Source organism: Synechococcus sp. CBW1006 (genome assembly GCF_015840525.1).
GTDB lineage: Bacteria > Cyanobacteriota > Cyanobacteriia > PCC-6307 > Cyanobiaceae > CBW1002.
Map to the genome: position 1 here is coordinate 2,152,536 of NZ_CP060396.1, position 12,049 is coordinate 2,164,584.

A 12,049-nucleotide genomic window follows, 5' to 3' on the forward strand; every position below is an offset into this window, starting at 1 on the left:
AGGGTTGGCAACGCTGGCATGTCGTGAAGGGGAGGGTGGATGGTCTGCCCGATTACTGGTCATGGGTCTGGGTCTCTGGCGATCCTGGATCCGTTCAATCGGAGGATGCCGCAGACTTGGTGAAGGCAGTGTTGCCAAGACGACAAGCCATCAAAGCTCGCAGGCGACTCCAGCAAGGGTCTCTGGCGCAATCAACCCATAAGCCAGCCCAGCAACCGGAACCCTGTCAGGTCCGTGCGGTCTGATCCGCGCAATCAGGCCGGATCCATGGTCTGGAAATGCGCGAGAAGCACTCCGATGCTGCTCAGTTCCTCGCGAACATCGTCCATGGAAACAATCTCTGGCGACGTGACCTGGCCCCGAGGCAGGCAAGCCTGCTGAAGCAGAGCTTCCCGCAGCATGGCTGCCCGCACCTCCAGGGCCACAAGGAAAGGATTGCGAGGCGGTGGCGACTCCTCCCAGTCCAGATCCAGATCCAGATCCAGATCCCAGTCCAGATCCAGATCGGGTTCGAAGTCTTCTGTGCTTGGCTCCAGAGACTCGAGCAGGGCCGAAAGACCGGGATCTTGCCCGACGTGCGCCTGGATCGTCGCTGAGGGAACCACGCGCAGGAGGGTCTGCATGGGAAGAAGCGGAACCAACCACCTCTCCAGAGTGCACCTGATGGACTGGCCCAAGGCAGGAAAAACGGAGCTTCTTCACGAAGCGGGTCCCGGCCGCGCCGGCTGAGATCACGCTGCCCCTCTGGGAAGCCTCAAGGGCGGCGGGGGAGCAGGATCGCCGCGCTGGTGCCGCCACTGACCATGCCCAGCACCAGAGCCATGCCCACCAGAAAACCGCTCGGCAGCGGTGCCGTGCGACCAAAGCCCAGCTGCAGGCTGGGTCGATCCTCTAGGTTCTGGGCCCCCAGGCAGAGCACCAACAGCAACAGGCCGCTGCCGATCACCGTGGAGCACAGCAGGCGCAGGCGCAGCAGCATCGGGATCAGGACCCGCCAGGTGGTGAGGGGCAGTCTGAATCATGCGGGGCGTCCAGCTCCGGTTCGCGGCGGTGCAGCAAGGCATAGAGATCGCGGCGGTTGTGGCCGCTGCGCTCAGCCACCTCACGAGCGGCCTCCTTGCTGCTGCGCCCATCGGCCACCAGCTCCTGTAGCTGGCTCCTCAACTCCACTTCGCTCCAGAGGCGTGGCTGCGCTGGGACGGCTCCGCCCAGCACCAGGGTGCACTCCCCCTGGGGGGGCACCTGGCGGAAGTGGGCGAGGGCGGCGCTCACCGTGGGGCCCACCTGTTGCTCATGCCGCTTGGTCAGCTCCCTGGCCACCCGCAGAGCTCGATCGCCGCAGACGGCGAGCAGATCCTCCAGCAGATCCACCAGCCGGTGGGGAGCCTCGTAGAACACCAGGGTCCGTTCCTCTTTCTTCAGCTGCTCCAGACGGGCCCGCCGCTGGCTGGGCCGAGTGGGCAGAAACCCTTCGAAGCAGAAGCGGCCGCTGGGAAGGCCGCTGCTCACCAGGGCCGTGGTCACCGCGCTCGGACCTGGCACGCAGATCACCTCCAGCCCCGCCTGCCGCGCTGCCGCCACCAGTTCTTCACCAGGATCGGAAATGCCCGGCAGACCGGCGTCGCTGACCACAGCCAGTCGTTCGCCGGCCTGCAATGCCGCCACCAGTTCGGGAATCCGTGTCGCCTGGTTGTGCTGGTGAAAGCTCACCAGGCGTTTCTTCTGGCCCAGGGTCTGCAGCAGCAGGCCGCTGCGGCGCGTGTCCTCGCAGGCGATACGGTCGACGCCCGAGAGCACCTGGCGGGCCCGGGGGGAAAGATCACCGAGATTTCCGATGGGAGTTCCCACCAGATAGAGCACGCCGGCAGCGGGTTCAGGTTCCTGCACAATGCACCTCGCGGGGCGCTCGGTCGTCCCGGTGCCCCTTTCCGTCTGTCCATGATGCCGGCTTCCCTACCCCTGCCATCCGGCGTTGAACCCGAGCAGCTGTTCCAGGAGTTGCGTCGGCTGAGCTGGGGTGCGGCAGACATTCTGCGGGCCTATGCCCGGGGCGAGCAGCCCCCCTACGGCTTCCCCAGAGCCCTGAGTGTGGACGAAGGCGGCGAAGGGCCTGTCTCTGCAGCTGATCTGGCTGTGAATAGCTGGTTGCTCGACGGTCTTGCCGCCGCCTACCCCAAGGCCGGCTGGACCCTGTTGAGCGAAGAGACCGCTCGCGAGCAGCTGCGGGACGGCGAGTCCCTGGCCGCCGAGTGGCTCTGGATCCTTGACCCACTGGATGGCACCAAGGACTTCCTCCAGGGCACCGGTGAGTACGCCGTGCATCTGGCCCTGGTGAAAGACCATCGCCCCGTGCTGGGGGTGGTGCTGCTCCCGGAGATGGAGGAGCTCTGGTTCGGCTGGGTCGGGGCCGATGGCGGGGGACGAGCCTGGCGTGAGAACCGGGCCAGCGAGCAGTTTCCAGCAGCCCTCAGCAACCGCTGCGACCTCGGCGACCTGGTGTTGGTGGCCAGCCGCAATCACCGAGACCAGCGACTGGAGCATCTTCTGGAGGCCCTGGCCCTGGGCGACACCAAGGCAATCGGCAGCGTCGGCGGCAAGGTCGCCACGATTCTGCGCGGCGAAACCGATCTCTACATCTCACTGTCTGGCAAGAGTGCCCCCAAGGACTGGGACATGGCGGCTCCTGAAGCGGTGCTGATGGCCGCGGGTGGGGCCTTCACCCATGCCGATGGCCGTCCCCTCTCCTACAACGATGGCGACGTGCGCCAGGCTGGCTGCCTGATCGCCAGCCATGGCCCCAGCCATGCGGCGCTCTGCGAGCGGGCCTCAGCAGCGATGGCCGTGATCGACCCTGGATTCGCGGTCTGAGTCCTGATCGCGCGACAAGCCTGGCCATCGAGTGGACGCGTGAGCTCAACAGGGCGTGAAGGCAAAAAAGCATCAAAAAGCCGGCCCCTCAGGGCCGGCCCAGGTGGCAGAGCCGACCTGATCAGACGCCGACAGGCTCCTGCTGGGGAACGCCCCGCAGCGTCAGGTTGATCCGGCCGCGGTTGTCGATCTCGCGGACGCGAACGGTGACCTGATCACCCACCTTCACCACATCTTCCACCTTCTCGACCCGTGCTTCCGAGAGCTGAGAAATGTGGATCATGCCTTCCTTGCCAGGCAGGATTTCCACGAAGGCACCGATCGGGATCACCCGGGTGACGCCACCGCTGAACACTTCGCCCTCGCTGACGCGGCGGGTGAGGCCTTCGATGATGCGCTGCGCTTCCTCAGCGGCAGCCCCATCGTGGCTGGCGATCGTGACGATGCCGCCATCCTCGATGTCGATCTTGGTGTTGGTGCGCTCAGTGATGCCCTTGATCGTGCGGCCGCCGGGGCCGATCACGGTGCCGATCAGCTCGGGATCAATGCGGAAGCTGAGCAGGCGCGGCGCGTGGGGGCTGAGGATGTCACGCGGCTTGTCGATGGCCTCGAGCATCTTCTCGAGGATGTGGAGGCGGGCTGGACGGGCCTGGTTGATCGCCTCGGCCACGCAGGTGACGGCCAGGCCGGTGATCTTCATGTCCATCTGCAGGGCGGTGATGCCCTTCTCAGTGCCAGCCACCTTGAAGTCCATGTCTCCGAGGAAATCCTCGATCCCCTGGATGTCCGTGAGGATACGGACTTCATCGCCTTCCTTGATCAGACCCATGGCGGCGCCGCTCACGGGGGCCTTGAGAGGCACGCCGGCATCCATCAGGGCCAGGGTGCTGCCGCAGACCGATCCCATCGAGGTGGAGCCGTTGGAGCTGAGGCACTCCGACACCACCCGCAGCACGTAGGGGAAGCTCTCCTTGCTGGGCAGCACGGGGATCAGGGCCCGCTCAGCCAGGGCACCATGACCGATCTCGCGGCGACCGGGCGACCGCATCGGCCTGGTTTCACCCACCGAATAGGGGGGGAAGTTGTAGTGGTGCAGGTAGGTCTTTTCATTGGACGGATTGAGATCGTCCATCTCCTGCGCATCGCTCGGTGTGCCGAGGGTGGCGCAGGAGAGCACCTGGGTCAGGCCGCGCTGAAACAGGCCCGAGCCATGCACGCGCTTGGGCAGTACGCCCGCGGCGGCGCTGATCGGGCGCACTTCATCGAGGTTGCGGCCATCGACACGCTTGCCCTCGGTGAGGATCTGAGCGCGCATCAGCTTCTTCGTGAGGCTCTTGTAGGTATTTCCCAGCGCCTTGCCATTGCTGCTCACCGCCACCTTCACGGCATCATCGTCATTCAGGCAAGCGATCTTTTCAGTCACTTCCGTCTTGATCGCATCAAGTTTTTCGTCGCGCTCGGCCTTGGTCTGGGAGAACTGCTTGAGCACTTCACCGATGGCCTTGGCGCATTCCTTTTCCAGAAACGCCGGCAGGGTGATGTCGTCCTTGCGGGGTTCAGGCAGCACCTGCTCGATGCCGAGATCCTTGAGCAGGGTCAGCTGGGCCTTGATCAGTTCGCTCACGGCTTCGTAGCCGAAGTCGATGGCTTCGATCACATCCTGCTCGGGCAGCTGGTTGGCGCCCGCCTCCACCATCACCACGCCGGCAGGGGTTCCTGCCACCACGAGATCGAGTTCGCTGCGTTCGATTTCGCGATAGCTGGGGTTGAGCACGAAGTCGTCGCCCAGCAGGCCCACGCGTACCGCCGCCATCGGGCCATGGAAGGGAATCTTGGCCAGCAGGGTGGCCATCGAAGCGCCGGTCACCGCCAGCACATCGGGCGGAACCCGTTCATCGAGCGACATGCAGGTGGCAACGATCTGCAGATCGTCGCGCATCCAGCTGGGGAAGAGCGGCCGCATCGGCCGATCGATCAGCCGTGCGATCAGGGTGGCCCGCTCGGGGGGACGGCTCTCGCGCCGCATGAAGCTGCCCGGGATGCGACCGGCGGCGTAGAGCCGTTCCTCGTAGTCGCAGATCAGGGGCAGAAAATCGATGCCTTCACGTCCACCGGAGCGGGTGGCGGTGACCAGAACCGCCGTATCGCCGCACTCGACCATCACCGAACCCCCCGCCTGGGGAGCGAACCGACCGGTGGTCAGCCGGATCTCCCGACCATCGAAGGAGATCGACTGAGTTTGTCCTTGCACTTGCGCTTATGTCCTTTTTGTCAATGTCCATTCTCGCATCCGGACCTGACGGACCCCGGCGATGCTGATGGATTTTATTGGCCAGCCCAGTCCAGCCAACAAAAAGCGCCCCTGCTGGGGCGCCGGGTTGAACAGCTGCCAACGGGCCTCAGGGGCTGAAGCGAATCACCAGCTCGACTTCACCACTCCGGGCAGTTCACCTTTGTGGGCACGGGCACGCAGCTGGTTGCGGCATAGTCCGAAATCGCGATACACGCCGCGGGGCTTGCCGGTGGCCCAGCAGCGGTTCCGCATGCGGGAGGGAGCGCTGTTGCGGGGCAGATCCTGGATCTTGCGATGGATCTCCAGGCGCTCCATCGGATCGGCAGCAGCCTCGAAAGCAGCTTTGAGCGCAGCGCGCTTGGCGGCGAAGCGTTCCACCATCTTCTTGCGCTTCACATCGCGCGCAATCATCGACTTCTTCGCCATGCGCTCTGAGCTGGTACGGAACGGGTAATGGATCAGCTTACTGGTCAGCTGGACAGCCATCAGCTGGACGCCCCCTCATCGGCGGCCCAGGCGCCGTTCGGGATGGCTGGGGCAGAGATCGGCGATCGGACAGGTCTGGCAGAGGGGATTGCGGGCCGTGCACACCGCCCGGCCGTGAAAGATCAGCCGAATCGAGAGGTTCTGCCAGTCGGGCTGCGGCACCAGCTTCATCAGATCGGGCTCGATCCGCTGCGGCTCCCGCTGCTTGCTCAGCCCCAGCCGCTGGCTGAGCCGGCGCACGTGGGTGTCCACCGTGACACCGGCGTTGATGCCGAAGGCATGGGCCAGCACCACCGTGGCTGTCTTGCGGGCCACGCCCGGCAGCTCAAGCAGCTCCTCCATCGTCTGGGGAACCTCACCAGCGTGGCGTTCGATCAGCAACCGTGAACTGGAGACGATGTTGCGTGCCTTGTTCCGGAAGAACCCCGTCGCGTGCACGTAGGGCTCGACGTCCTCGCCCTCCACGGCGGCGGCGGCGGCGGCATCGGGGAAGCGCGCGAACAGGGCCGGGGTCACCTGGTTGACGCGCTCATCGGTGCACTGCGCCGAGAGCATCGTGGCCACCAGGAGTTCGTAGGGCGTCCGCCAGTCAAGCGAGCAGGTGGCGTGGGGATAGAGCTGCCCCAGTCGCTCCAGAAGCAACGGTGCCCGCTGCCGTGGTGTGGGGAAACGGGACCGACGGCCGGCAGCGGCAAGCCCCGCAGAGGTGGTTGGCGCGGTGGCTGCGGAGGTGTGCTCCTGAAGTTCAGGTCCCGGGGAACGATGGGGGCTGCCCGGTGGATCGCTGGTCGCATCGTGGGGAATGACCAGTGGCGTACTCATCGACGCGGCGCTCTGAAGTGACTGGTTGGCTCGGAGGATTGGCTTCGGCCCCAGCGGGGGCCAGGACTCAGCAGCGCATCCCTCAGCGGCTCATCAGCTGCTGGATGGCGGGCAACTGGCTGGTGTCCTTGACGATCAGCACCACGCTCAGCCCCACCAGGAACACGAAACCGGATTGGAGGAACGCCATCTGGAGGCGGTCCGGCAGGGGTCGCCCCCGCAGACCTTCCAGCAGCAGCAGCACGAACTGACCACCGTCCAACAGGGGGAGCGGCAGGGCGTTGAGCACCGCCAGGTTGATCGAGATCAGCGCTGTGAACAGAAACAGGCTGTCGCCGCCCTGCTTCGCCAGGGAGGCACCCATCTCGACAATCTTGACCGGACCGGACACCTGGCCGGCGGTTTCACCGAAGTGGGTGGCCAGGGTGACAAACCCGTCGACCGTGCGGCGGGTCAGCACCGCAAACTGGCGATTGGCCTGGAGCATCGGTTCGAGCGGGCCTGTGGGGGCCCGGAACACCTCGCTGCCGTTGGGTTGGAGCTGGGCGCCGATGCGGCCGATGCCGCCCTGATCGTCAGGGGTGAGCTCCAGAGTGACCCGGCCGTCACCGCGCGCCGCCTCGAGGCGCAGGCTCCGTTGCGGCGCCGCCTTGATCTCGTCCACCAGATCGGCCACGGCCTGCTGGCCTCCCTGGAGTTCCACGCCCTCCAACCGCACGATCCGATCCCCCGGCAGCAGGCCCGCGGCAGCAGCAGGCTGACCGGGCTGGACCGCCGCCACCAGCACCCCGGGAGTGGCACTGAAGCCGGCTGGAATGCCCACCACCACGCCCTGGGCCACCAGCACCAGCCAGGCCAGGAGCAGGTTGGCCATCACGCCGGCGGCAATCACCAGGGCCCGCTGGGGCAGCGGCCGATTGCGCAGCAGATCCGGATCATCGGCGGGAAAGGCGCAGTCGTCCTCATCGTCGGGGAATGCGACGAAGCCCCCCAGGGGGATGGCCCGCAGGGCGAACTGCACGCCCCGGCGGCGGCGTTCCAGCAGCACCGGGCCGAAACCGATCGAGAAGCTGCTGACCCGGATGCCCTGCCAGGTGGCGGCAAAGAAATGACCCGCTTCGTGCACCACGATCAGACCAGCCAGGATCGCCAGTGCGGTGAGAACACCCATGCAGGCTAAGTCCACGCAGTTCAACCCATTGTGGTGGGTGAGGTGCTGGCGATGTGGTCGCTGCCGAAGTAGGGGACCAGCGCCGCCGGCAGCCGCACACTGCCATCGCTCTGTTGCCCGTTCTCGAGCAGGGCGGCCATGGTGCGCCCCACCGCCAGACCACTGCCGTTGAGGGTGTGGACCAAGCGGGTGCCCTTGCCTTCCTTCATGCGAATCGCGGAGCGGCGGGCCTGGAAGTCGCCGCAGGTGCTGCAGCTCGAGATCTCGCGATAGGCACCGGCGCCCGGCAGCCAGACCTCCAGGTCATAGGTGCGGGCCGCCGAGAAGCCCAGATCGCCGGTGCAGAGCTCGATCGTGCGGTAGGGGAGATCCAGGGCCTCGAGCACGGCCTCCGCATCGGCCGTGAGCTGGGCATGGGCCGCCTCGGAGTGATCGGGGTGGCAGAACCAGTACAACTCGACCTTGTGGAACTGGTGCAACCGGATCAGCCCCCGGGTGTCGCGCCCGTAGGAGCCGGCCTCGCGGCGGAAACAGGGGGTGAAGGCCACGTAGCGGAGCGGCAACTGGTCGGCCGGAATGACCTCATCGCGATGCAGTGAGGTGACCGGCACCTCGGCGGTGGGGGTGAGCCAGAGGTCGTCGTCGGCGCAGCGGAAGCTTTCCTCGGCGAACTTGGGCAGCTGGCCCGAGCCGGTGAGGCTGGCGCTGTTCACCAGGATCGGCGGCAGCACCTCGCGGTACCCCTTGCTGGCGTGGAGATCGATCATGAAGTTGATCAGGGCCCGCTCCAGCCGTGCGCCCTGGCCCAGCAAGGTCACAAAACGGCTCTGGGCGATGCGCACGCTCCTCTCGGTCTCGAACAGCCCCAACCGCTCGGCGATCTGCCAGTGCTCCTGGAGGCCGGAGGCTTCGCGCGGGGTTCCCCAGCGCTTCACCTCCACGTTGTCAGCTTCGCTGCGACCATCCGGCGTTTCAGCCGCCGGCAGGTTGGGAAGGGTGAGCAGCCGGTCACGCAGCTGGGCCGAGAGCTGCTTCTCCCGTTCATCCAGCTCCGCCACCTGCCCTTTGAGACGGTTGCCGGCGTCGCGCAGCTCCTGGACAGCCTCGCCGCGGGGGTCTGCGCCTGCCTTGATGCGCTGGCCGACCTCCTTGCCAACCCGGTTTCCCTCGGCCTGCAGGTCGCTGCGCTGTTCTTCCAGATCGCGTTGTTGCTGGGCGGTCTGCTGCAGATCGCCAAGATCGAGCACCATGCCGCGCCGCCCGAGTTGCTGGCTGATCCACTCGGGGTTATCGCGCAGCAGGCGCTGATCCAGCACAGTCAGAGGGGCAGTTGCCGGCAGCCTAAGGGCCGGGGATCAGGACTTCCGGCCCTGTTCTGCCAGGCCGGCTTCAGAGCACCTGCACCACTTCGCTCACTTCAGGAATCGATTCACGCAGCTTGCGCTCGATGCCCATCTTGAGGGTCATGGTGCTGCTGGGGCAGGAACCGCAGGCCCCCTGCAGACGCACTTTGACGATCGGGCCATCGATCTCCACCACTTCCACGTTGCCGCCGTCCGCCATCAGGTAGGGACGCAGCTCATCGAGCACCCTCTCCACATTCTCGATGGTGAGCGCGCGTGGATCGGCGGTCAGCGCGCTGGATTCGGAGGTGGGGGTGTCGGTGCTCATGGCTTCCATGCGTCGGTCGTCAGATTCACCTTAGAAAGACCGCCGCCGGGCTGGTTGCCGCGGAGCTGTTCGCTCAGGAGTGATCCAGCTCGGAGAAGAGACTGTCGCTGGGATCCTGTTTCCCTGCTGCCTTCCAGCGGATCACAAGGGCCTGAATATTTTTTCGGTAATCGGCGTGCCGTCGCAGGCTCACCACCAGATAGGCCGCAAAGGAGGGGAGCCCAAGCAGCAGCAGTGGCGGGGAGATGAGTCCAGCAAGCACGGCCAGCAGCAGCAGCACGACGGCGTAGAGGACCGTGGTCCGGTCGAACTGGCCGGGAGGAACACGCCGTCCGGTGGAGAGTGCCCAGGCAAGGGCTCGGATCTCGAAGGGTTTGGTACGGAACTGCACCTTCTGGTCGCCCAGAGCCATGCCGCTCCAGCGCGTTCGGCCTTCCGCAAGTTTCGAAAGCAACCGGGCCCGCTGACTGACCGCACGCTGCACGGCCCACATCGGCAGCCTGGCAATCAATTCGCCATCCGCATCGCTGAGGGCGTAGCCGATCTGCGTGTGCCGGGATCGTTCCAGGGAGGCCTGCCGTCCGGGATCGACTTTGCCGCGGCGACGGGCCACGTCCTGGGCGGCTGCGAACAGGGCTGCCTCATGGCCGACGCGCTGTGTCATGGATCGCTTCGGAATGGCAGGCGAACGAAGAAGCCCAGACCAGTCAGGGCAGGCCCGGTGGTGCCCCGGGGCTAGGCAGCGGAAGAACCGTGCAGAGCCTGGAGAACCCCGCTGGCAGATCCTTCAGGCCTCCAGCTGAAGCTGCACATGGGCAGGAGGTTAGGCAGCTCCACTTCCCTTGGCCAGGGTGGGGCCTCCAGCCGGGCACAACAGCCCTTCTAGGATCGAGACTCTTCCGGTGCCCCGAAGGGATCTGCCCGCGCGATGACCGATGTTCCCGTTAAGCGGATCCGCAATTTCTGCATCATCGCCCACATCGACCACGGAAAATCCACCCTGGCCGACCGACTGCTGCAGGAAACCGGCACTGTCGCGGCCCGCGACATGCAGGAGCAGTTTCTTGACAACATGGAGCTGGAGCGGGAGCGGGGCATCACGATCAAGCTCCAGGCCGCGCGGATGGAGTACAAAGCAGCCGATGGTGAGCATTACATCCTCAACCTGATCGATACCCCCGGCCACGTTGATTTCTCCTATGAGGTGAGCCGCTCCCTGCAGGCCTGCGAGGGAGCCCTGCTGGTGGTGGATGCCAGCCAGGGCGTGGAGGCCCAGACCCTGGCCAACGTCTATCTGGCGCTGGAGAACAATCTCGAGATCATTCCCGTTCTCAACAAGATCGATCTTCCCGGTGCCGATCCTCAGCGCATCAGCGAAGAGATCGAGGCAATCATCGGGTTGGATACCTCCAACGCCATCCATTGCTCGGCCAAGACCGGCCTCGGGGTGCCAGACATCCTGCAGGCCGTGGTCGACCGGGTCCCGCCGCCCGAGGATCGTGTGGATGATCCACTGCGGGCCCTGATCTTCGATTCGTATTACGACCCCTACCGGGGTGTGATCGTCTATTTCCGCGTCATCTCCGGTTCCCTCAGCAAAAAAGACAAGGTCTTGCTGATGGCGTCGAAGAAAACCTATGAGCTGGATGAAGTGGGCGTGATGGCCCCCGATCAGCGCCAGGTGGATAGCCTGCATGCCGGGGAGGTGGGCTATCTCGCCGCTTCGATCAAGGCCGTGGCTGATGCCCGCGTCGGCGACACCATCACTCTGGTGAACAACCCGGCCAGCGAGCCCCTGCCCGGTTATACCGAGGCCAAGCCGATGGTGTTCTGCGGCCTGTTCCCCACCGACGCGGATCAGTACCCAGATCTGCGCGAGGCATTGGACAAGCTGCAGCTCTCCGACGCCGCCCTGAAATATGAGCCGGAAACCAGCAGCGCCATGGGCTTCGGCTTCCGCTGCGGCTTCCTCGGCCTGCTGCACATGGAAATCGTGCAGGAGCGGCTGGAGCGGGAGTACAACCTGGATTTGATCGTCACCGCGCCATCGGTGATCTACCGGGTGAACATGCTGGATGGCTCGATGATGATGGTGGACAATCCAGCCACCCTGCCCGATCCTCAGAAGCGTGAGTCTATCGAAGAGCCCTATGTGAAGCTGGAGATCTACACCCCCAACACCTACAACGGCACCCTGATGGAACTCTGCCAGGAGCGCCGTGGCGAGTTCATTGACATGAAGTACATCACCACCGACCGTGTGACCCTCCACTACGAGATGCCGCTGGCAGAAGTGGTGACTGATTTCTTTGATCAGATGAAGAGTCGCACCAAGGGCTACGCCTCGATGGAGTACCAGTTGATTGGCTATCGCAAAAATGAGCTGGTACGCCTTGATGTGTTAATCAATTCCGAAAAGGCCGATCCGCTCACAACGATTGTGCACCGCGACAAGGCCTACAATGTAGGGAAGGGACTGGTGGAAAAACTGAAGGAGTTGATCCCGCGCCAGCAGTTCAAGATCCCGATCCAGGCCTCGATCGGAAGCCGCATCATTGCCTCGGAAAGCATCAGTGCCATCCGCAAGGACGTGCTCGCCAAGTGCTACGGCGGTGACATTTCCCGCAAGAAGAAGCTGCTGCAGAAGCAGGCCAAGGGCAAGAAACGGATGAAGGCGATGGGCAAGGTTGATGTTCCTCAGGAAGCCTTCATGGCCGTACTCAAACTCAACCAGTAGG

At 64.9% G+C, this 12,049-nt stretch carries 12 protein-coding genes; 2 read left to right on the forward strand and 10 right to left on the reverse strand.

What is annotated here, in order from left to right:
- Positions 1-254: 254 nt before the first annotated feature.
- From H8F26_RS10340 to rsmI, 3 genes are all read right to left on the reverse strand, one after another.
- A complete protein-coding gene (locus H8F26_RS10340; RefSeq protein ID WP_197153872.1) occupies positions 255-641 on the reverse strand; it encodes a hypothetical protein in 387 nt (128 codons plus the stop codon).
- A 113-nt stretch (positions 642-754) separates the two neighbouring features.
- Positions 755-979, reverse strand: a complete 225-nt coding sequence (locus tag H8F26_RS10345) for a hypothetical protein (protein ID WP_197153873.1) — start codon at positions 977-979, stop codon at positions 755-757.
- A 5-nt stretch (positions 980-984) separates the two neighbouring features.
- On the reverse strand, positions 985-1,848 hold the full coding sequence (rsmI, locus tag H8F26_RS10350; RefSeq protein WP_231605132.1) for a 16S rRNA (cytidine(1402)-2'-O)-methyltransferase: 864 nt from the start codon (positions 1,846-1,848) through the stop codon (positions 985-987).
- Positions 1,849-1,938: 90 nt separating this feature from the next.
- Between rsmI and H8F26_RS10355 the strand changes: the two genes are divergently transcribed.
- Entirely contained in the window at positions 1,939-2,868 is a 930-nt protein-coding gene (locus H8F26_RS10355; protein ID WP_197153875.1) for a 3'(2'),5'-bisphosphate nucleotidase CysQ, read from the forward strand.
- A 121-nt stretch (positions 2,869-2,989) separates the two neighbouring features.
- On the opposite strand, the gene H8F26_RS10360 is transcribed toward H8F26_RS10355, so the two are convergent.
- From H8F26_RS10360 to H8F26_RS10390, 7 genes are all read right to left on the reverse strand, one after another.
- Entirely contained in the window at positions 2,990-5,119 is a 2,130-nt protein-coding gene (locus tag H8F26_RS10360; protein ID WP_197153876.1) for a polyribonucleotide nucleotidyltransferase, read from the reverse strand.
- Positions 5,120-5,284: 165 nt separating this feature from the next.
- Positions 5,285-5,587 carry a 30S ribosomal protein S14 gene (gene rpsN / locus H8F26_RS10365; RefSeq protein ID WP_197153877.1) on the reverse strand — a complete coding sequence of 101 codons (303 nt, stop codon included), beginning with the start codon at positions 5,585-5,587 and terminating at the stop codon, positions 5,285-5,287.
- 75 nt (positions 5,588-5,662) lie between these two features.
- The gene (nth, locus tag H8F26_RS10370; RefSeq protein ID WP_197153878.1) at positions 5,663-6,469 is read right to left on the reverse strand and encodes an endonuclease III; all 807 of its coding nucleotides are present in this window, start codon (positions 6,467-6,469) and stop codon (positions 5,663-5,665) included.
- Positions 6,470-6,551: 82 nt separating this feature from the next.
- On the reverse strand, positions 6,552-7,640 hold the full coding sequence (rseP, locus tag H8F26_RS10375; RefSeq protein WP_197153879.1) for an RIP metalloprotease RseP: 1,089 nt from the start codon (positions 7,638-7,640) through the stop codon (positions 6,552-6,554).
- Between the two features lie 20 nt (positions 7,641-7,660).
- Positions 7,661-8,956, reverse strand: a complete 1,296-nt coding sequence (serS, locus tag H8F26_RS10380; RefSeq protein WP_197153880.1) for a serine--tRNA ligase — start codon at positions 8,954-8,956, stop codon at positions 7,661-7,663.
- Positions 8,957-9,029: 73 nt separating this feature from the next.
- Complete coding sequence (locus tag H8F26_RS10385; RefSeq protein WP_370594612.1) at positions 9,030-9,311, reverse strand: NifU family protein; 282 nt, start codon at positions 9,309-9,311, stop codon at positions 9,030-9,032.
- A 73-nt stretch (positions 9,312-9,384) separates the two neighbouring features.
- Positions 9,385-9,975: a hypothetical protein gene (locus tag H8F26_RS10390; RefSeq protein WP_197153881.1), complete on the reverse strand. Its 591-nt coding sequence runs from the start codon at positions 9,973-9,975 to the stop codon at positions 9,385-9,387.
- Between the two features lie 264 nt (positions 9,976-10,239).
- On the opposite strand from H8F26_RS10390, the gene lepA reads away from it, so the two are divergent.
- Positions 10,240-12,048, forward strand: coding sequence for a translation elongation factor 4 (gene lepA, locus H8F26_RS10395; protein ID WP_197153882.1), 1,809 nt, complete (start codon positions 10,240-10,242; stop codon positions 12,046-12,048).
- The last annotated feature ends 1 nt before the right edge of the window (position 12,049 follow it).